This window comes from Roseofilum capinflatum BLCC-M114, from assembly GCF_030068505.1.
Classification (GTDB): domain Bacteria; phylum Cyanobacteriota; class Cyanobacteriia; order Cyanobacteriales; family Desertifilaceae; genus Roseofilum; species Roseofilum capinflatum.
The window spans coordinates 13872-33695 of the sequence record NZ_JAQOSO010000022.1 but is presented as its reverse complement, the minus strand read 5'-3'; the positions used below and the strand labels follow the sequence as shown (position 1 = coordinate 33695).

The window sequence follows — 19824 nt, the reverse complement described above, 5'->3', positions numbered from 1 at the left end:
GTATAGCATTTATTCTGCTGAGTTGGATCTTACCCGACCCGTCAAATCCACGTTAAGCTATAGAGTAATGACGATGGCCTGGATCGAGGGGATGGAACCCTGGGGTTGCATCTGGGGTCTGGGTTGCGTCAATGGGGAGACTTAACATGGCAATCAATCTAACCTATGCTGAGAATTATTAGCCAGCGATCGGAAGCAGAAGCGGAATTACGGCGAATTTGCGATCGCACCTTTGATGAGGAAATGGTTCATAAAGAGGCGACGGTTCAGCAGGTACTGCAAACCGTCAGGCGCAACGGCGACGGGGCACTTTTGGACTATACAGAAGAGTTTGATGGGCAACGGCTAGAAGTCAGTCAGTTGCGCGTCAGTGCCCTGGAATTAGAGGCGGCCTATCAGCAAGTGGATAAGCCTCTGCTGGATGCCATTGAATTAGCCAGTCGCCAGATTGAAGCGTTTCACCGCCAACGCACGCCTAAGTCTTGGGTGCATTTTGCCCACGATGAGGTAGTGCTGGGTAAGCATTATACGCCGGTGGATCGGGCGGGAATTTATATTCCGGGCGGACGAGCGGCCTATCCGAGTACGGTGTTGATGAATGCGATTCCAGCTAAGGTGGCGGGTGTGCCCCGGATTGTCATGTGTACGCCACCCGGAAGCAATAAAGGGATTAGTCCGGCCGTGCTGGTAGCCGCTCAGTTGGCTGGGGTGAATGAAATTTATCGGGTGGGAGGCGCTCAGGCGATCGCTGCGTTAGCCTATGGTACAGCGACGGTTCCCAAGGTGGATTTAATTACGGGGCCGGGAAATATTTATGTGACTCTGGCGAAGAAAATGGTCTATGGAGTCGTGGGAATTGATTCGTTGGCCGGGCCGTCAGAAGTGTTGGTGATTGCCGATAGTGAGGCGAACCCGGTGCATGTAGCGACAGATCTTTTGGCTCAAGCGGAACATGACCCAATGGCAGCCGCGATTTTGATTACCACCGATCGCACCTTAGCACGGGCAGTGGCGGCTGAGGTGGAGCAACAACTGATTAACCATCCGCGCCAAATTCTGACGGAAAAGGCGATCGCCCATTATGGGTTAATTGTTGTAGTAGACTCCCTAGATGAGGCGGTAGAACTGTCTAATCTGTTTGCCCCCGAACACCTAGAACTGGAAGTGGCCGAACCCTGGGATCTCTTGCCCCAAATTCGTCATGCTGGGGCGATTTTTCTGGGCTATTCGACTCCGGAAGCGGTGGGAGATTATTTAGCCGGGCCCAACCATACCCTACCCACTTCAGGAGCGGCTCGCTATGCCTCGGCCCTAGGCGTAGAGACGTTTATGAAACATTCGAGCTTAATTCAATATTCCCCCACTGCCCTGAAGAAAATGGCCAGCGCTATCATGACCTTAGCCGATGCGGAAGGCCTGCCCTCCCATGCCCATTCGGTGCGGGTGAGAACGTCATCGCCAGAGGAAGAATAGGCAGTTATGCAAGCAGCCAATCATCCCCAGTTGTATCCATGGCTGAAGGAAAAAATTCGGCGATCGCCAGGGAAAAAAATTTCCTTCGCCCAGTATATGGAATCGGTGCTGTATCACCCGGAATTTGGCTATTACAGTGCCTATCAAACAGAAATTGGCAAATCTGGCGATTACTTCACTTCGGCCAGTCTAGGGGCGGATTTTGGCCAGCTTTTGGCCCGGCAATGGGTGCAAATGTGGCAGATTTTGGGCTGTCCGGCTCCCTTTTCTCTGGTGGAAATGGGCGCGGGAACCGGGCAAGTGGCTGCGGATATGTTGGCAGAGTTAGGAGCCACTGATCCGGATTTTTTCAGCGTCCTCGACTATCGAATTATGGAAAAATCACCAGGCTTAAGGGCAGTTCAACAGCAAACGTTAGCCCCTTGGTTAGGACAAAAACCACGAGTGCAATGGTGTGACTGGAAAGATTTAGACTCGATTCAGGGCTGTTTTTTTTCTAATGAATTAGTCGATGCATTGCCGGTTCATCGGGTGGTACGCTCTGGGGAACGGCTACAAGAGGTGTTTGTTACTCTGGATGATGAGGAGAATTTGCGGGAGGTTTTGGGGGAGTTATCTACGCCCAAATTAGCCCAATATTTCGATCGCTTGGGAATTGATTTATGCTCGGATGCCTATCCAGAGGGCTATCGGACAGAGGTGAATTTAGGGATGTTAGAGTGGTTAGAGGCGATCGCCCAACGATTAGATCGCGGTTATGTGGTTACCATTGATTACGGCTACACTGCTGATCGCTATTATCAACCCGGACGCAGCACGGGAACCCTACAATGCTACACTCGCCACCATCGCCATGATTGTCCCTACATTAATATTGGCTATCAGGATATTACCGCCCATGTAGACTTTACCACCCTAGAGCAGCAGGGCAAACGCTGGGGACTAGAGCCATTAGGCTGTACCCAACAAGGATTATTTTTAATGGCACTGGGTTTAGGCGATCGTCTAGCAGCCTTATCCGAAAGTTCCCTCTCCATTACCCAACTGTTCAGCCGTCGAGATGCCTTACATCAGCTCATCGATCCCCTCGGTTTGGGTGGGTTTAAGGTCTTGCTCCAGGGTAAAGGATTAACGGAACAGGAGAAAGGACAAACCTTACAAGGCTTAGACCATCCGGAATGAGGAGAGATGGAACATAAAATGGAGTATAACTTCCTTTACTGATCTGCGTAATATTGCAAGATGAATGGGTAAAACTTCTGAATAAATTATGAAAAAGCTTTTTTTTATTTTGTTGCTAACTCTGGGAATCACCTCTTGCGATGTAGTCCCTCAGCAAACAGTAAACACAGGAATTGATACATTAAATGAAGCAATTCGTCGGCTTGAATCTAATTCAGAAAGTTGGCAAATGATTTTAGAAGAAAGTCGAGATAAACTGATACAAGAAGGTCAATCTACTTTAGCCAATGAAGTTTCTAACGTTTTATCTCGTGCAACCAGCGATCTGGGTGTTGAAGCTAAGTGCTATACAGATTTTTTACGAGACAGAACTAGAGATGAATTAATTAAAGTGAGAGCAACAGTTACTGGAGAAGATCTACAGTTAAATCCAGTTTTTTGCGCTCCAACTCCTAGTGCAATTGATATGAATCTTTCTCCCGATCGTCGCCCACTGATTGAGATTGCAGGATATAACTTAACTAGAGATTCAATTCGAGTGTTTTTAGAACATTCCCAAAATCCAGACTCCGATGTTAGCAACAGTCTTGATAATCCAACAAGTTATTTGCTGACTATTACATTAGATAAAATTCCATTAGATGATAACAGCGAACGATTGAGGCTTGAACTCGAAAATGGACAAAAACACACCATCGGAATTATTCAAGCTTACAGACCTCCTAAAGAAGAATTTCGTATTAGTCAGATTCACATTACTGGTTCTATTAATATGAATGATGATGAATACATTGTGTCTGATCAAAATAAGAACATACCAGTAAATACTTATGTAGAAGTTTCAAACGATTCTACTAATTATCGCTGGGAAGATTGTGTTGGAGATGAAGTACAAGGTTATCTAGATGTCCAAATGCAGTTAAATAAGGAAACAGGTGTGGTTTCAGGACAAGGATCTGCGAGATACTATGAAGGAACAAGATGTGGTCAAACCGATCTTCAGGGAAATCACTCTTTTGATTTTAGAATTTCACCAGGTGAATCCTATCTCTTCCAAAGAAACCTTTCGGATAATGATGGAGGAGTTAGTTATAATCTAAACTTTTTTAATGAATCGGTACAAAAAGTAATAGTTGACCAATGATCTACAAAAGAAGAAACCCATGCCTTTTTACGATCGGCTTGACCGGTAAGCCATTAAAATGATGAACCGGGTTGTTTGAGAAATTCAGTTTCTTCTGGTGTAGACAACCGACCTAACAGATGATTTCTGTGGGGATAGCGTCCAAATCTCTCGATGATTTCTTTGTGCTTGTATTCAAATTCAAGATTGGACTCCAATCCCGGTTCGCTAAATAATTCTACTGCTCTTTCATGAATGTGCAGTGATTCGCTATGCATGAAAGGTAGATAAAGGAATGACTTTTGTTCGAGGGTAAGAGATTGCTGAATTTGACAGGCAATCGCCTCTTGAGCTAGTGCTAAGGCTAAGGAATCGAAGGCAAACGCTAAGGCTTGATTGCGATATATGTTTCTAGAAAACTGATCGAGAATGATAATTTCGGCTAATCGTCCTAACGGTTCTGTCCGCCAAGGGTAAAGTTCGCATAACGTTGCTTGACGATGGATTTGATTAAAGCGATCGCTAATTTGGCGATCGAATGTTTCATCTTTCTGCCACCACTGCTTCGGATCGATTTCTGCAAACCAAAATTCAATGATTTCTCGATACTCCATACGAATCCAGTTCATCTTAAGATGTGATTGTGGTTATTATAGCGCTTCGCGCGGTCATGGGTAATGAGTAAGAATTTAAACTATTCTGTCTTAAAGTCTTGATTTTCAAGGTTTGCCAGCAGACCGCTTTTCATGTCCGCGAAGCGGAAAGGAAGGATAAAGGATTAAGCGAACAGGAAAAAAGAGAAGGGTTACAAGGGTTAGCCCATCCTCCATAAGAATAATCTTATCCCTCTAGACAAATGCCGCCAGATACCCTATAGTGGTATATTGTCGCCAAAATTAAGGTCACTCATCTTTGGTGAGTTCCTCTAGCGGAGACCCTAGTCGCCATAAGGATACTGAGCCTTAGCCCGCTTAAGTCCAGGCGCTATAGATAAGGGTAGCCGGTGATTCAAAACCCGGTTGTCTAAAGTTTTAAGGCTAATCCCCTTAATGCGAATCTAAATAATTCAGCCAACTGCTTTAGTCCTGCTGTTGACGTAGGGCGGGTATTTGGCTGAGTAACAGTTAGGGAAAATTATAGATCAAGTCCATCCTATGCAGATGGATCTAAATCGTTGTCTGTAAACAAAAAGGAGACTACCCAACCTGTGACTGTAGGTATTCTCGGAACCAAACTCGGCATGACCCAAATCTTCGATATGGAAGAAGGAATTGCCATTCCGGTTACCGTTGTGCAAGCTGGGCCATGCACCGTAACCCAAATCAAAACCCCAGAAACCGATGGCTATAGCGCCATTCAACTGGGCTATGATAGTGTCCCCAAACGGCGGTTAAACCGTCCAAAGATTGGGCACTTAGAAAAATCGGGCGCTGTGGCGGGGGAAACAGGACTGCGGCATCTGCGGGAATATCGCAGCGATACCGTCACCAGCTATGAACTTGGACAAGAACTCAAAGCCGATCTCTTTACAGAAGGTCAACTCGTCGATGTAGTTGGCAAAAGTATTGGTCGTGGGTTCGCCGGTTACCAAAAGCGCCATAACTTCCGCCGGGGGCCCATGTCCCACGGTTCAAAAAACCACCGCCTTCCTGGATCGACCGGAGCAGGAACGACACCCGGAAGAATTTATCCGGGTAAAAAAATGGCAGGACGTAAAGGCAATGCCCAAATCACGATCCGCAAACTCGAAGTCGTGCGGGTAGATACCGATCGCAACCTACTGCTGATTAAAGGTTCAGTCCCTGGCAAACCCGGAACGCTCCTGAGTATCGCCCCAACCAATAAAGTGGGCGGCTGATCCAACAGAAAGAGAAGCTCTATCTAAAGGATCAAAGCAAGTAGAAAAGGAAAGATCGAAACTATGGTTAGTTGCGTAAGGAAAGACTGGCAAGGGTCAGAGGTAGGCATGGCCAACCTTGAACTCAAAGTTGCCAAAGAAGAAACAGCCGCTCACATTGTCCACCGGGCCCTAGTGCGTCAACTCAATAATGGCCGCCAAGGAACCGCCTCTAGCAAAACCCGCGCCGAAGTCAGAGGAGGTGGACGCAAACCCTGGCGGCAAAAAGGAACTGGCCGCGCTCGTGCCGGTTCGATCCGTTCTCCCCTGTGGCGGGGAGGTGGGGTAATCTTCGGGCCCAAACCCAGAAGCTACGAAACCAAAATGAACCGCAAAGAGCGGCGTTTGGCCTTAACCACCGCCTTAATGGGTAGAACCGATGACCTGATAGTGGTCGAAGAATTCGGCGATAACCTTGCTCGGCCCAAAACCAAAGACCTTCTAGAGGCGATCGCCCGTTGGGGAGCAGCAGAAACCGACAAAGTGCTGCTGATCATCCCCGAACGCCATGAAAACCTCTATTTGTCTGCCCGCAATGTCCCCAGACTGCGGTTAATCCGGGCCGAGCAACTGAACGTCTACGACGTTCTCAATGCAGACAAAATCATCGCCACCGGTTCCGCCCTAGAAAAAATCCAGGAGGTCTATGGTGAGCAATAAGACAATTTCAACCAACCGTGCCCTACCTGACTTGATCCGCCGCCCGATCGTCACCGAAAAAGGAACCCGACTCCTAGAAGATAACAAATACGTCTTTGAAGTCCTTCCCCAGGCGACCAAACCCGAAATCAAAGCGGCGATCGAAAGCCTATTTGAGGTCAAAGTCACCCAAGTCAACACCTATCGCTCTCCCCGTAAAAAACGGCGTGTCGGTCGCTTCAGTGGGTACAAAGCTCAATACAAACGAGCGATCGTGACCCTATCCCCGGACGACCAGATCACCTTGTTCCCAGAAGTGTAATTCATAAACTGTTATGGGCATTCGATCCTACAAACCCTATACCTCAAGTACCCGGCAACAAAGTGTTTCCGACTTTGCGGAAATCACCAAAGACCGGCCAGAGAAATCCCTGATTAAGAAAAAACATCGGGTCAAAGGACGCAATAACCGAGGAGTCATCACCTGTCGCCATCGGGGGGGCGGTCACAAGCGGCGCTATCGTCTCGTAGACTTTCGGCGCAATAAACATAATATTCCCGCCAAAGTAGCGGCGATCGAGTACGACCCCAACCGCAACGCTCGCCTAGCCCTGCTGTTTTACACCGATGGTGAAAAACGCTATATCCTTCATCCCAAAGGATTAGCCGTTGGCACAACCGTAATCTCCGGTGAAACCGTTCCCATCGAAGTGGGCAACTGTATGCCCCTAGCAAACATGCCCTTGGGAACCAGCGTCCACAACATCGAACTCGTTCCCGGAAAAGGAGGGCAAATTGTGCGGGCCGCTGGAGCTACCGCCCAAGTTGTGGCCAAAGAAGGGGACTATGTAACCCTGCGCTTACCCTCCACCGAAGTTCGGATGGTACGTCGCGAATGTTACGCCACCATTGGCCAAGTCGGTAATGTGGAAGCCCGTAACATCAGCCTGGGTAAAGCCGGGCGGACGCGCTGGAAAGGTCGTAGACCCCAAGTGCGAGGTAGCGTCATGAACCCCGTGGATCACCCCCATGGAGGTGGAGAAGGACGGGCCCCCGTTGGTCGCAGTGGCCCCGTAACCCCTTGGGGTAAACCCGCCTTGGGTGCAAAAACACGGAAAAAACATAAATCCAGCGATCGCCTAATCGTGCGCCGTCGTCGTCGGACTTCCAAACGCGGTCGCGGAGGTCGTCAAGCCTAAGCAATTAAAAATTTTTAATTTTTAATTGACTCCCCTGATTACATAACATTGAAAGTCTTATGGCTCGTTCACTGAAAAAAGGCCCGTTTGTTGCCGACCATCTGTTAACTAAAGTGGAAAAACTCAACGATAAAGGCGAAAAACAAGTGATCAAAACTTGGTCTCGCGCCTCAACCGTTGTGCCCCAGATGATTGGCCATACGATTGCTGTACATAATGGCCGCCAGCATGTTCCCGTGTTCATCACCGAACAAATGGTCGGACATAAATTAGGAGAATTTGCCCCCACTCGAACCTATCGAGGCCATGCAAAGAGCGACAAAAAAGCTCGCCGATAATCAACATTCCCCCTAGGAATCATCGGTTTCCCCCATATTGACTCAGGATGAAAGAAAAACGATGGCAATCGATACTTCTGTAGAAACTCGTGCGATCGCACGGTACATCCGCATGTCCCCCCATAAAGTCCGTCGAGTATTAGACCAAATTCGGGGAAAAACCTATCGGGATGCACTGATCATCCTCGAATTCATGCCCTACCGTGCCTGTCAACCCGTCTTAAAAGTCTTGCGTTCGGCAGTCGCCAATGCAGAACACAATGAGGGACTCGACCCCAGAACCCTAGTGGTCAGCAAAGCCTTTGCCGACGCTGGCCCAGCCCTAAAGCGCTTTCGCCCCCGGGCCCAAGGACGGGCTTATCAAATTCGTAAACCCACCTGTCATATTACAGTAGCTGTTGCCCCCGAAGCGGCCAACAGTTAGCTCAACCATTGATCGATCGAGAGGATTACTCTGTGGGACAAAAAATACACCCAACTGGGTTTCGGCTAGGAATCACCCAAGAACACCGTTCTCGGTGGTTCGCAGATGACAAACACTACCCAGGAATCTTACAAGAAGACTTTAAGATTCGTAAATATGTAGAAAAACAACTCAATAACGCCGGGATTTCCACCGTCCGCATCGAGCGCAAAGCCGATCAGATTGACCTAGAAATCCATACCGCCCGGCCCGGCGTTGTCGTCGGTCGAGGGGGTCAAGGCATTGAGTCCCTACGCACTAGCCTGCAAAAAGAAATCGGTGATAGCAATCGCCAAATTCGGATCAACGTCGTTGAGGTCACCCGCGTTGATGCCGATTCCGGTCTGTTGGCTGAATATATCGCCCAACAACTCGAACGTCGGGTTTCCTTCCGTCGAGTCGTGCGCCAAGCCATCCAACGGGCCCAACGAGCAGGCATTCAAGGGATTAAAATCCAAGTGAGTGGCCGTCTGAACGGAGCAGAAATTGCCCGTACAGAATGGACAAGAGAAGGACGAGTTCCCCTGCATACCCTCCGGGCTGACATTGACTACGCTTACCGCACCGCCCAAACCATCTATGGAATCTTGGGCATTAAAGTTTGGGTCTTCAAAGGCGAAATTATCCCCGGACAAGAAGAAACTCCCCCACCGGGGCCAAACCCCAGTCGTCGTCGAGGTAATCGCCGTCGGCCGCAATTTGAAGACCGATCCAACGAAAGCTAATCGTTGTGGGTGACCCCTTATTGAATTGAGTTCTGGCCATGTTAAGTCCAAGAAGAACAAAATTTCGCAAACAACACCGAGGTCGAATGAAAGGGTTGGCTTCCCGTGGGAACGTCATCAACTTTGGAGACTTTGGACTCCAAGCCCTTGAACCTCACTGGATTACCTCCCGCCAAATCGAATCCGGTCGTCGAGCCATGACCCGGTATATCCGGCGGGGTGGGAAAATTTGGATTCGGATTTTCCCCGACAAACCGGTAACCATGCGACCAGCCGAAACCCGTATGGGTTCCGGGAAAGGAAACCCAGAATATTGGGTAGCTGTGGTCAAACCCGGACGGATAATTTATGAAATTGCCGGTGTGCCCGAAGCCACCGCTCGTGAAGCCATGCGTCTGGCTTCCCATAAATTCCCGATCAAGACTAAATTTTTGGTGCGTGATACCCAGGGTTAGAAAAAGATGCCATTACCTAAAATTGACGAGGTAAGAAACCTGAGTGATGAGGAACTTGGCGAGCAAATTGTAGCCATCAAACGACAACTGTTTCAGTTACGGCTTCAACAAGCGACCGGCCAGGGAGAAATAAAACCTCATCAGTTCAAACACCTCAAACACCGCCAATCCCAACTCTTGATGGTTGAGAGACAGAGGCAGTTGACTCAAGCTCAATCTCAAGAAAGTGCGACACCTGTAGAGGACAAAGAGGAGTCATAATCTATGGCCGTCAAAGAAAGAGTGGGCAGAGTCATTAGTACGAAAATGCAGAAGACCGTGGTGGTGGCGATTGAAAATCGTAGTGCCCACCCCAAATACGGTAAAACTGTGGTCAAGACTAAGCATTATAAAGCCCACGACGAAGACGAAAACTGTAAAGAAGGCGATCGCGTCTTAATTAAAGAATCTCGTCCCTTGAGTCGAACCAAACGTTGGATCGTTAGTGAGATCCTTGAGACTCGTTAGTAACCCTTTATTTAGAGCGTTGATTCCCTTTTTGATCCCAGGAATAAACCCATGATTCAACAAGAATCCTATCTCAATGTTGCCGATAACAGTGGCGCTCGTAAGCTCATGTGTATTCGAGTTCTAGGTGGCAACCGACGCTATGGTTCCATTGGTGATGAAATCATTGCCGTCGTTAAAGATGCCAACCCCAATATGGCGATCAAAAAATCCGATGTAGTTCGAGCGGTGATTGTGAGAACTAAAAAAGGTTTGCGTCGCCAAAGTGGTATGAGCATTCGCTTTGATGATAATGCTGCCGTCATTATTAACAAAGATCGCAATCCCAGGGGAACCCGTGTATTTGGCCCAGTCGCTCGCGAACTGCGAGATAAGAATTACACGAAAATCGTATCCCTAGCACCGGAGGTTCTGTAATGGCTAAACCCAAACAGAAATCACTTGCCTCGAAAATGCATGTCAAAAAAGGCGATACCGTGCAAGTGATTGCGGGCAAGGATAAGGGAAAAGTCGGAGAAGTGATTGAGGCGCTCCCCAAACTCAGTAAAGTTGTGGTGCAAAACGTGAACATTAGAACGAAGCACGTTAAACCCAGACAAGAAGGAGAATCGGGACAAATCAAGACCTTTGAAGCTCCCATCCATAGCTCAAATGTAATGCTCTATTCCACCAAGGAAAAAGTCGCCTCTCGTATCTCCTATACCTTCACCGAAGAAGGAAAAAAGGTACGGATGCTGAAAAAAACTGGGGAAATCATTGATTAAATTGGCAGGAAATCGCTATGGTACAACCCCTCAAAACCCGATATCAAGAAAAAATTGTTCCCAAATTGATGGAGCAATTTGGGTACACGAATATTCATCAAGTACCCAAAATTCAAAAAGTAACCATTAACCGAGGTCTCGGAGAAGCATCTCAAAATGCCAAATCCTTAGAGGCCTCCCTGAGCGAATTGGCCCTGATTACGGGACAAAAACCCGTAGTGACTCGGGCCAAAAAGGCGATCGCCGGATTCAAAATTCGTCAAGGAATGCCCATTGGGGTCATGGTAACCCTACGCAGCGATCGGATGTATGCCTTTCTAGACCGATTAATCAACTTAGCTCTGCCCCGGATTCGGGACTTTCGAGGCATTAGTCCAAAAAGTTTCGATGGGCGCGGAAACTATAACCTCGGTCTGCGGGAACAACTGATTTTTCCCGAAATAGAATATGACAAAATCGACCAAATTCGAGGGATGGATGTTGCCATTACCACAACCGCTCAATCCGATGAAGAAGGACGCGCCCTACTGCGGGAAATGGGAATGCCTTTCCGGGAAAACTAAAGGAGTTTTATCGAGAGAGTAAACGATGGCCGTAAACGACACGATCGCGGATATGCTCACGCGCCTTCGCAATGCGAACTTAGCGCGGCATCAAACCACTCAAGTCCCATCCACCAAACTCACCCGGAGTATTGCCCAAGTCTTAAAAGATGAAGGCTTTATTTCCGACTTTGAGACGGTGGGGGAAGGAGTCAAAACCAACCTCCGGATTGCCCTTAAATATAAGGGCAAAAACCGAAGTCCAATTATCAGCAAGCTCGAACGGGTCAGTCGTCCGGGTCTGAGGGTTTATAAAAATCGCAAGGAACTCCCCCGTGTTTTAGGTGGGATTGGAATTGCCATTATTTCAACCTCCCATGGCATCATGACTGACCGTGAAGCCCGTCGCCAAGGCATTGGTGGTGAAGTGCTTTGCTATGTTTGGTAACTTTGAATTGACGATTGCCCCAGAGCAAAAATCAATGATTAGACCCATGAACAAGGACAACAAGTAAAAGATTATGTCTCGAATTGGTAAACGTCCTATTAATATTCCTGACAAAGTAACAGTTACCCTTAATGGTCAACAAGTCTCTGTCAAAGGGCCCAAAGGACAACTAGAGCGCATCTTGCCTTCAGAAGTCACAATTGAACAAGAGAACAATACCCTGATCGTGCAACGGCGCAATGACTCCCGCAGATGTCGGGCAGCCCATGGCCTCTGCCGTACCCTCGTGTTCAATATGGTGGAAGGGGTATCTAAAGGATTTGAAAAGCGTCTAGAACTGCAAGGGGTAGGATACCGGGCCCAAGCCAAAGGCAAAGCCCTCACCTTGAATGTGGGCTATAGTAAACCGGTCGATTTTGAAGCCCCAGAGGGGATTGATTTTGCCATCGTTGATAATACGGGTAAAGCCGTTAATCAAGGAACTTTGGTGGTAGTAACCGGCATCGATAAAGAGATCGTGGGCAATACCGCCGCCAAAATTCGTGATGTTCGTCCTCCCGAAGTCTATAAGGGTAAAGGCATTCGCTATCAGGGCGAAATCGTCAGACGTAAAGCGGGTAAGGCAGGTAAGAAATAACCATGAAACGAACCAGACAAGAATTCAGGCAGCGTAGACACAATCGCATTCGTAAGTCAGTTAGTGGAACTCCTGAGCGTCCCCGGTTAGCGGTATTTCGATCCAACAACCACATTTATGCTCAGGTCATTGATGATACCCAGCATCATACCCTAGCTGCTGCCTCCACCTTAGAGCCGGAAATGAAAGCCGCCTTGAATGCTGTGGGCCGGACTTGTGAAGCGTCTGCCCAAGTGGGTAAGGCGATCGCCGAGCGATCCATCAATAAAGGAATTTCCAGGGTGGTCTTCGACCGAGGTGGCAACTTGTACCATGGTCGCGTTAAAGCATTAGCAGACGCGGCTCGTGAAGCTGGATTAGACTTTTAGGACAGACCCACAAAAACCATGGAAGACAAAGAAAAGAAAGGCAAATCACGCAAAGGCAACCGCAATCGGGAAAAAGAAAGCGAATGGCAAGAGCGGGTAGTACAAATCCGCCGGGTGACGAAGGTCGTCAAAGGAGGTAAAAAATTAAGCTTCCGGGCGATCGTCATCGTCGGCAACGAGCGGGGTCAAGTCGGTGTAGGTGTGGGTAAAGCCGGTGATGTCATCGGAGCGGTGAAAAAAGGAGTCGCTGATGCCAAAAAACACCTAATTACCGTTCCCCTAACCAAAGCCAACTCCCTCCCCCATCCTTCCACTGGAGAAGCCACAGGAGCTAGAGTGCTGATGCGTCCAGCCGCTCCCGGTACTGGGGTGATTGCTGGGGGGTCAGTGCGTACCGTGCTAGAACTGGCAGGGGTTCAAAATGCCCTAGCCAAGCAACTTGGCTCTAATAACCCGCTCAATAATGCTAGGGCAGCCATTGATGCCCTCTCTAGCCTCCGTACCTTTGCTGATGTCGCCCAGGAAAGAGGAATTGCCATCGAACAGCTTTATGTCTAGCTCCCAAAAAGGGACTAACTAGAGAGTAAACCGGTAAGCCCAAGGATAAATACCATGAGATTAGAAAATCTTGCCCCTCAAAAAGGTTCCCGTAAACGCCGCCGTCGAGTCGGTCGCGGAATCTCGGCAGGTCAGGGAGCCAGTTGTGGCTTTGGAATGCGGGGACAAAAATCCCGTTCAGGTCGGGGCACTCGTCCCGGCTTTGAAGGGGGACAAATGCCCCTATATCGGCGTGTGCCTAAACTCAAGCACTTTACAGTTATTAACAAACAACAGTACACTACGATTAATATTCGTCAACTGGCTACCCTGCCAGCAAATACCGAAGTGACTTTAGAATCATTGATGGACGCAGGGATTGTGACCACCAATGACGGCCCCTTGAAAATCTTGGGAGACGGAGAAATTAGCGTACCCCTGCAAGTGACAGCAGCCCAATTTACGGCTAATGCTCGGACTAAACTCGAAGGTGCTGGAGGGAGTTGTCAGGTTTTAGAATAACAGCGCGATGCAGAGCCTGATCGCCCAAGCTCTTAAATTTAAGCTGGCGATCGCCTCAGCAATGCGGAGGCATCCTTGCCACTGTTAACCCACCTATTTACCGTCGTCATCGAGGTGTCCCTTAATGACCGTTAGTCGAGACAAAACTCCAAGCGCTCAAGAAACCTTTATCCAGATGGCTCAGGCAGCCGGCCTCAGAGGTCGGTTACTGATCACTCTGGGCTTATTAATTTTGGCTAGATTAGGGGTTTATATCCCCGTTATCGGCATCGACCGGGATCAATTTAGCCGCAATATTGAAGGCAGTCCAATTATTGGATTTTTAGACCTGTTTTCCGGTGGAGGAATTTCTCAACTGGGCGTTTTTGCCCTCGGCATCCTCCCCTTTATTAATGCATCCATCATCATCCAACTCTTAACTGCTGCTCTGCCTACCCTAGAAGACTTACAAAAGAATGAAGGGGAAGCCGGACGGCGAAAACTCTCCCAAATTACTCGCTATGTTGCCCTAGGATGGTGCATCCTTCAAAGTGTAGGGATTGGATTATGGTTAAATAATGCCCCCGGAGTTGCCTTAAACCCAGGGCCCATATTTATTCTCCAAACGATTTTAGCCCTCAGTGCGGGTTCCATGTTGGTGATGTGGTTTGGAGAAGTGATTACTGAACGAGGTATCGGCAACGGTGCGTCGTTACTCATTTTTGTCAATATTGTTTCTACCTTGCCGCGCTCCATTGGCCAAACGATTGAATTAGCCTCCAGTGGAGATAGTGGTATTGTCGGACGAACTCTGCTTTTGGTGCTGGTCTTCCTGGTGATGATTGTCGGTATTGTTTTTGTTCAAGAAGGAACTCGCCGAATTCCGATCATCTCCGCTCGTCGCCAAGTGGGTAGAAAACTGTATTTGGAAAAAAGTAGCTACCTCCCCTTGCGATTAAACCAAGGTGGGGTAATGCCGATTATTTTTGCTTCTGCTGTCCTGATTTTACCGGTTACCCTGGCTGAATTAACCGGAAGTTCGGCTGTTCTGAGTGCGGTTCAATATCTGAGTCCAGGAGGAGCATTATATGTTCCTTTCTATTTGACGATGATTCTGTTTTTTAGCTATTTCTATGCTTCTTTGATTATGAATCCCATAGATGTGGCTCAGAATCTGAAAAAAATGGGTTCGAGTATCCCCGGCATTCGTCCCGGAAAAGCAACGAGTGAGTATATTGAACGGGTTCTGAATCGGTTGACGTTTTTAGGGGCTGTGTTTTTGGGCATTGTGGCTATTGTGCCCACAGTGGTTGAAGGCTTGACCCGCGTCCCGACGTTTCAAGGATTAGGCGCTACCTCCCTATTGATTTTGGTTGGGGTGGCGATTGACACCGCGAAGCAAATTCAAACCTATGTGATTTCTCAACGTTATGAAGGGATGGTGAAACAATAGTGTCATGTCAAGGTTGATTTTTATTGGGCCACCCGGTTCTGGCAAGGGAACTCAAGCCGCCGAACTATCCAAACGGGAAAAAATTCCCCATATTTCTACAGGAGAGATTCTCCGCAATAGTGTGGCCAACGAAACGGATTTGGGATTAAAGGCCAAGTTCTATATGGATCAAGGCTCTTTGGTTCCAGATCAGTTGGTGTTGGATTTGGTAGAAGAGCGGCTGAGTGAAACAGATGCCCAAAATGGGTGGATTTTGGATGGGTTTCCTCGTAACAGTTCCCAGGCTGAAACCTTCCAAAAAATGTTGTATTCCAAGAATAAAGATTGTGATTATGCCATTTTCTTGGAGGTTCCAGAAGCGATTTTAGTTGAGCGACTTTTGTCTAGAGGACGGGCTGATGATACGACCGAGACGATTCGTCATCGCTTGGAGGTTTATCACGAGGAAACTCAACCCTTGATTGATTTCTATGGCGCTCGGGGGAAACTGAAGCGGATTCGGGGAAATCAGCCCGTGGAAAAGGTGACCCAGGATTTACAACATGCTTTGACCATGGGACATTAGCGGTGAAACCATAACCCGATCGAGTTTGAGAAAAAAATTTGATAAGATATGTAAAGACCCCGGAAATTTTGTTTTCGGGTAAAAGTCATGGAAATTGAAGTTCTGTGACCCAGACCTGTAGAATTGAGGAGAGATGACATTGGCTAAACAAGATCTAATTGAAATGGAAGGGCAAGTAACAGAATCCTTGCCGAATGCTATGTTTCGGGTAGACCTGGATAATGGGTTTAATGTGTTAGCCCATATTTCGGGTAAAATTCGCCGCAACTATATCAAAATTTTGCCTGGCGATCGCGTCAAAGTAGAATTGACTCCCTATGACTTAACCAAAGGGAGAATCACCTATCGATTGCGTAAGAAGTAAAAACCGTTCTAAAGTCTCTCTTGTCTGATTTGACAAAACCAAAGTAAAACTGATAAGATGTTATATTTGTAGACATTCAAAAACACGGGATGAAAGTCCGAGCATCCGTCCGTAAAATGTGTGAGAAATGCCGAGTTATTCGCCGTAAAGGTCGGGTAATGGTGATCTGTTCTAACCCAAAACATAAGCAACGTCAAGGTTAACTTCAACCCCAGACCTGAATCACTTGGGATTACATTTAGAGTGGATCAACCCTCCCCCTAGGGAGAGGCATTAAGTTAAGTTGTTCAAGACGAGGGAGAAAAAGCGTGGCCAGAATAGCTGGTGTAGACCTACCGCGAGATAAACGGATAGAAATAGGTCTAACCTACATCTATGGGATCGGCTTAAGCCGTTCCCAAAAGATCTTAGCGGATACTGGTGTCAATCCAGATACAAGAGTAAAAGATTTAACAGATAATGATATCGTTGCCTTAAGAGGAGCTGTAGAGACCCAATACCAAATTGAAGGGGATCTCAGACGGTGGGAGGCAATGAATATCAAACGTCTGATGGATATTGGAACCTATCGTGGAAGACGGCATCGTATGGGACTGCCGGTACGGGGACAGCGAACCCGTACCAATGCCCGTACTCGTCGTGGAGTCCGCCGCACAGTTGCTGGTAAGAAAAAAGCAGCCGCTAAGAAATAGGTAGCAGTTGATGAGATCGCCCCCATGCGATCGCCAATTTCATCCAATACAGACCTCTGAGACCAAGATACATAGAGTGCAACATAAACTATGGCACGACCGAAAAAAACAGGCCCGAAGAAGCAAAAGCGAAATATTCCTAATGGTGTAGCCCACATTCAATCGACGTTCAACAACACGATTGTCTCGATTACTGCCCCCAACGGCGATGTAATCTCTTGGGCTTCAGCCGGATCGAGTGGATTTAAGGGAGCCAAAAAAGGAACTCCCTTTGCCGCTCAAACAGCCGCAGATAGTGCCGCTCGTCGGGCGATCGACCAAGGAATGCGGCAAATTGAAGTCATGGTTAGTGGCCCCGGATCGGGACGAGAAACCGCTATCCGTGCCCTACAAGGTTCAGGTTTAGAAATCACTCTCATTCGAGATGTCACCCCCATCCCTCATAATGGATGCCGTCCTCCAAAACGGCGGCGAGTCTAGGACAAAGGCGATCCGTGCCGAGTCTGCCCAACCAGCAGATGAGGCAAGCATGGCCCATTCAATGACAAACAAACAGCTAGGAAGGTCATATACAGCCCTCCTAGAAAGCAGGCGAAGGGAGGTGGCTCTGTGGGGCAGTTTCAGGTTGAATGTGTTGAAAGTTATACAGAAAAAGATCAAAGTCAGTACAGCCGATTTATTCTAGAACCCTTAGAACGAGGTCAAGGCACAACAGTAGGCAATGCTCTCAGACGAGTATTGCTCTCTAATCTATCCGGGGCAGCCGTGACCTCGGTGAGGATTGCTGGCGTAAACCATGAGTTTGCAACGATTCCAGGCGTTCGGGAAGATGTATTAGAAATCTTACTGAACATGAAGGAAATCATTATCAAAAGCTACTCTAATCAACCCCAAATCGGCCGTTTAGTGGCCACGGGGCCAAAAACAGTTCAAGCCAGTGAGTTTGACCTACCATCGGATGTGGAATTAGTCAACGGCACTCAAAAAGTTGCCACCCTCTCGGAGGGCGCAACCTTAGAAATGGAGTTTCGGATAGAAACGGGTACAGGCTACCGCTCTGTAGACCGTAGTCGCCAAGATCCGAGCGCCTTAGACTTTCTCCAGATCGATGCGATTTTTATGCCCGTATCTAAAGTCAATTATATGGTCGAAGATGCACGGGTAGGGGGTTCCTTGGAACAAGACCGGCTAATCCTTGATGTAACCACCAATGGGAGTATCACTCCCCAAGAAGCCTTATCTCAAGCATCGACGATATTGGTTGATTTATTTAGTCCACTCAAAGATATTACCTTTGAGCCGCTCAAGGATGAGCCAGAACTGACAGATGATCCCAATAGTCAGATTCCGATTGAGGAATTACAGTTATCGGTGAGAGCTTACAACTGTCTCAAACGAGCGCAGATTAATAATGTATCCGATCTACTCGATTACACCCAAGAAGATTTGTTGGAGATCAAAAACTTTGGGGCAAAATCAGCCGAAGAAGTGATTGAAGCCCTGCAACAGAGGTTAGGGATTACTCTGCCCCATGAAAAGGCCAAATCCTAACGTTCATGGGTTTAATTTTGTCTAAACTTTGAAACGTGGAAAAGTGTTATGCGTCATCGTTGTCGTGTCCCAAAACTGGGAAAACCTGCCGATCAGCGTAAGGCTCTGCTGAGATCCTTAACGACTGAATTGATTCGTCATGGTCGGATTACGACCACCAAAGCTAGGGCGAAAGCTGTCCGCAGTGAAGTGGAAAAAATGATTACCCTAGCGAAAAGCGGAACTCTGGCGGCTCGTCGCCAGGTTTTGAGTTATCTATATCTGAGTGGGAGTCCAGACCGCAAAGAACATATGCTGAAGAAAAAGCAATTGGTTCATGCTCTGTTTGAACAAGCTCCGTCTCGGTATAGCGATCGCCAGGGTGGATATACGCGCATTCTACCCACTGTTCCTCGTCGGGGGGACAATGCAGAAATGGCGATTATTGAATTAGTCTAAGTCAAACCGGGCGGGTTCACTAAGATCTGGGTAGGCCAAGAGAAAGATGGACAAACCCGCCCCTACTATAGGTGATGGGGAATACAGGGGAGAACCAATGAAATCCCGTTGGCAACTGAAAGACTCAGAGGATTTAACGGATGAGCGTCAACGAATTGCTCTAGTCATTCAGTACCTGGGAACCCATTTCTACGGTTGGCAGCGCCAAGGAAAAGGAGAACGAACGGTACAGGAGGAACTGGAAAAGGCGATCGCCTCGGTGATCAATCAGCACGTTCCCGTCGTGGCGGCTGGTCGAACCGATACCGGAGTCCATGCAGCCGCTCAAGTTGCCCACTTCGATGTCTCCGGGCCCATTCCTCCCCAACGGTGGGCGACCATTCTCAATAGTCGCTTACCCTCAGACATTCTCATTCGCGGTTCAGCCCAGGTTCCTCCCACTTGGCACGCCCGGTTTTCGGCCCTTTGGCGACGGTATCGATATACCCTCTATACCCACGCCAACCCTAACTTATTTGTGCGGCATCTGACTTGGCATTATTATTATCAACCTCTGGATGCCAACCGGATTCAAGCCGCCCTTGACCCTTTACTGGGTCGTCATCACCTATCCGCCTTTCATCGGGCCGGATCGAGTCGCCAGCACTCCTGGGTAGACATTCAGACAGCCCAATGCACCACCCAAGACCCATTTTTGGCGATCGAAGTCCAAGCTAATGGATTTCTCTATGGGATGATGCGACTTCTGGTGGGACTATTGGTTAAAGTGGGCACAGCCGAAATAACTCCCACAGAATTTACCCATCTGTGGCAAGAAGAACGGCGGGATTTAGTCAAATACGCAGCCCCAGCCCAAGGCTTGTGCTTACTGCGTGTGGGCTACCCAGACCCTCCCTTTCCTCCAGAAGTTTGGTTTGACACCCAACCCCAGTTTAAATTGGGTTAAACCGAATTGCCCTCTAT

General features: G+C 48.1%; 31 protein-coding genes. 30 read left to right on the top strand and 1 reads right to left on the bottom strand.

Annotated features, from left to right (window positions below; genetic code table 11):
• The first annotated feature begins 165 nt into the window (after positions 1-165).
• The 3 genes from hisD (at position 166) to PMG25_RS05250 (ending at position 3799) form a co-directional block, all read left to right on the top strand.
• A complete protein-coding gene (gene hisD, locus PMG25_RS05260) occupies positions 166-1473 on the top strand; it encodes a histidinol dehydrogenase (protein WP_283765855.1) in 1308 nt (435 codons plus the stop codon).
• A 6-nt stretch (positions 1474-1479) separates the two neighbouring features.
• Positions 1480-2655, top strand: coding sequence for a class I SAM-dependent methyltransferase (locus PMG25_RS05255; protein WP_283765854.1), 1176 nt, complete (start codon positions 1480-1482; stop codon positions 2653-2655).
• Positions 2656-2743: 88 nt separating this feature from the next.
• Positions 2744-3799, top strand: a complete 1056-nt coding sequence (locus PMG25_RS05250) for a hypothetical protein (RefSeq protein WP_283765853.1) — start codon at positions 2744-2746, stop codon at positions 3797-3799.
• Between the two features lie 53 nt (positions 3800-3852).
• Here PMG25_RS05250 and PMG25_RS05245 read toward each other — a convergent pair whose 3' ends face one another.
• Positions 3853-4407: a DUF924 family protein gene (locus PMG25_RS05245; RefSeq protein WP_283765852.1), complete on the bottom strand. Its 555-nt coding sequence runs from the start codon at positions 4405-4407 to the stop codon at positions 3853-3855.
• Between the two features lie 578 nt (positions 4408-4985).
• On the opposite strand from PMG25_RS05245, the gene rplC reads away from it, so the two are divergent.
• The 27 genes from rplC (at position 4986) to truA (ending at position 19807) form a co-directional block, all read left to right on the top strand.
• Positions 4986-5636 carry a 50S ribosomal protein L3 gene (gene rplC, locus PMG25_RS05240; RefSeq protein ID WP_283765851.1) on the top strand — a complete coding sequence of 217 codons (651 nt, stop codon included), beginning with the start codon at positions 4986-4988 and terminating at the stop codon, positions 5634-5636.
• 63 nt (positions 5637-5699) lie between these two features.
• The gene (gene rplD, locus PMG25_RS05235; protein ID WP_283765850.1) at positions 5700-6335 is read left to right on the top strand and encodes a 50S ribosomal protein L4; all 636 of its coding nucleotides are present in this window, start codon (positions 5700-5702) and stop codon (positions 6333-6335) included.
• The gene (locus PMG25_RS05230) at positions 6322-6636 is read left to right on the top strand and encodes a 50S ribosomal protein L23 (RefSeq protein WP_283765849.1); all 315 of its coding nucleotides are present in this window, start codon (positions 6322-6324) and stop codon (positions 6634-6636) included. The genes rplD and PMG25_RS05230 overlap by 14 nt, the downstream gene beginning before the upstream one ends.
• 13 nt (positions 6637-6649) lie before the next feature.
• Positions 6650-7513, top strand: a complete 864-nt coding sequence (rplB, locus tag PMG25_RS05225; protein ID WP_283765848.1) for a 50S ribosomal protein L2 — start codon at positions 6650-6652, stop codon at positions 7511-7513.
• Between the two features lie 59 nt (positions 7514-7572).
• Positions 7573-7851, top strand: coding sequence for a 30S ribosomal protein S19 (gene rpsS / locus PMG25_RS05220; protein ID WP_283765847.1), 279 nt, complete (start codon positions 7573-7575; stop codon positions 7849-7851).
• Positions 7852-7912: 61 nt separating this feature from the next.
• Positions 7913-8275 (top strand): 50S ribosomal protein L22, encoded by a 363-nt coding sequence (gene rplV / locus PMG25_RS05215; protein WP_283765846.1) that lies wholly within the window; start codon positions 7913-7915, stop codon positions 8273-8275.
• A 32-nt stretch (positions 8276-8307) separates the two neighbouring features.
• Positions 8308-9039, top strand: coding sequence for a 30S ribosomal protein S3 (gene rpsC, locus PMG25_RS05210; protein ID WP_283765845.1), 732 nt, complete (start codon positions 8308-8310; stop codon positions 9037-9039).
• A 38-nt stretch (positions 9040-9077) separates the two neighbouring features.
• Positions 9078-9494 (top strand): 50S ribosomal protein L16, encoded by a 417-nt coding sequence (rplP, locus tag PMG25_RS05205; protein WP_283765844.1) that lies wholly within the window; start codon positions 9078-9080, stop codon positions 9492-9494.
• 6 nt (positions 9495-9500) lie between these two features.
• A complete protein-coding gene (rpmC, locus tag PMG25_RS05200) occupies positions 9501-9755 on the top strand; it encodes a 50S ribosomal protein L29 (RefSeq protein ID WP_283765843.1) in 255 nt (84 codons plus the stop codon).
• A 3-nt stretch (positions 9756-9758) separates the two neighbouring features.
• Positions 9759-10001, top strand: a complete 243-nt coding sequence (gene rpsQ / locus PMG25_RS05195) for a 30S ribosomal protein S17 (protein ID WP_283765842.1) — start codon at positions 9759-9761, stop codon at positions 9999-10001.
• Positions 10002-10052: 51 nt separating this feature from the next.
• Positions 10053-10418 carry a 50S ribosomal protein L14 gene (rplN, locus tag PMG25_RS05190; RefSeq protein ID WP_283761664.1) on the top strand — a complete coding sequence of 122 codons (366 nt, stop codon included), beginning with the start codon at positions 10053-10055 and terminating at the stop codon, positions 10416-10418.
• Positions 10418-10765 carry a 50S ribosomal protein L24 gene (gene rplX, locus PMG25_RS05185; protein WP_347178747.1) on the top strand — a complete coding sequence of 116 codons (348 nt, stop codon included), beginning with the start codon at positions 10418-10420 and terminating at the stop codon, positions 10763-10765. Before rplN ends, rplX begins: the two co-directional genes overlap by 1 nt.
• 17 nt (positions 10766-10782) lie before the next feature.
• Complete coding sequence (gene rplE / locus PMG25_RS05180) at positions 10783-11328, top strand: 50S ribosomal protein L5 (protein ID WP_283765841.1); 546 nt, start codon at positions 10783-10785, stop codon at positions 11326-11328.
• 25 nt (positions 11329-11353) lie between these two features.
• Complete coding sequence (gene rpsH / locus PMG25_RS05175; protein ID WP_283765840.1) at positions 11354-11755, top strand: 30S ribosomal protein S8; 402 nt, start codon at positions 11354-11356, stop codon at positions 11753-11755.
• A 73-nt stretch (positions 11756-11828) separates the two neighbouring features.
• Positions 11829-12392 (top strand): 50S ribosomal protein L6, encoded by a 564-nt coding sequence (gene rplF, locus PMG25_RS05170; protein ID WP_283765839.1) that lies wholly within the window; start codon positions 11829-11831, stop codon positions 12390-12392.
• A 2-nt stretch (positions 12393-12394) separates the two neighbouring features.
• On the top strand, positions 12395-12760 hold the full coding sequence (gene rplR, locus PMG25_RS05165; protein ID WP_283765838.1) for a 50S ribosomal protein L18: 366 nt from the start codon (positions 12395-12397) through the stop codon (positions 12758-12760).
• Between the two features lie 18 nt (positions 12761-12778).
• Positions 12779-13318: a 30S ribosomal protein S5 gene (gene rpsE, locus PMG25_RS05160; protein ID WP_283765837.1), complete on the top strand. Its 540-nt coding sequence runs from the start codon at positions 12779-12781 to the stop codon at positions 13316-13318.
• Positions 13319-13372: 54 nt separating this feature from the next.
• Entirely contained in the window at positions 13373-13819 is a 447-nt protein-coding gene (gene rplO / locus PMG25_RS05155) for a 50S ribosomal protein L15 (protein WP_283765836.1), read from the top strand.
• Positions 13820-13943: 124 nt separating this feature from the next.
• On the top strand, positions 13944-15251 hold the full coding sequence (gene secY / locus PMG25_RS05150; protein WP_283765835.1) for a preprotein translocase subunit SecY: 1308 nt from the start codon (positions 13944-13946) through the stop codon (positions 15249-15251).
• Between the two features lie 4 nt (positions 15252-15255).
• Positions 15256-15816: an adenylate kinase gene (locus PMG25_RS05145; RefSeq protein ID WP_283765834.1), complete on the top strand. Its 561-nt coding sequence runs from the start codon at positions 15256-15258 to the stop codon at positions 15814-15816.
• 139 nt (positions 15817-15955) lie between these two features.
• Positions 15956-16180 (top strand): translation initiation factor IF-1, encoded by a 225-nt coding sequence (gene infA / locus PMG25_RS05140; RefSeq protein ID WP_271938968.1) that lies wholly within the window; start codon positions 15956-15958, stop codon positions 16178-16180.
• An 89-nt stretch (positions 16181-16269) separates the two neighbouring features.
• Positions 16270-16383: a 50S ribosomal protein L36 gene (gene rpmJ, locus PMG25_RS05135; protein ID WP_271938971.1), complete on the top strand. Its 114-nt coding sequence runs from the start codon at positions 16270-16272 to the stop codon at positions 16381-16383.
• Between the two features lie 105 nt (positions 16384-16488).
• Positions 16489-16872, top strand: coding sequence for a 30S ribosomal protein S13 (rpsM, locus tag PMG25_RS05130; protein ID WP_283765833.1), 384 nt, complete (start codon positions 16489-16491; stop codon positions 16870-16872).
• A gap of 90 nt (positions 16873-16962) precedes the next feature.
• Positions 16963-17352, top strand: coding sequence for a 30S ribosomal protein S11 (gene rpsK, locus PMG25_RS05125; protein ID WP_271938977.1), 390 nt, complete (start codon positions 16963-16965; stop codon positions 17350-17352).
• A gap of 129 nt (positions 17353-17481) precedes the next feature.
• On the top strand, positions 17482-18423 hold the full coding sequence (locus PMG25_RS05120) for a DNA-directed RNA polymerase subunit alpha (RefSeq protein ID WP_283765832.1): 942 nt from the start codon (positions 17482-17484) through the stop codon (positions 18421-18423).
• A gap of 48 nt (positions 18424-18471) precedes the next feature.
• The gene (gene rplQ / locus PMG25_RS05115; protein WP_283765831.1) at positions 18472-18861 is read left to right on the top strand and encodes a 50S ribosomal protein L17; all 390 of its coding nucleotides are present in this window, start codon (positions 18472-18474) and stop codon (positions 18859-18861) included.
• 97 nt (positions 18862-18958) lie between these two features.
• Complete coding sequence (gene truA, locus PMG25_RS05110) at positions 18959-19807, top strand: tRNA pseudouridine(38-40) synthase TruA (RefSeq protein ID WP_283765830.1); 849 nt, start codon at positions 18959-18961, stop codon at positions 19805-19807.
• The last annotated feature ends 17 nt before the right edge of the window (positions 19808-19824 follow it).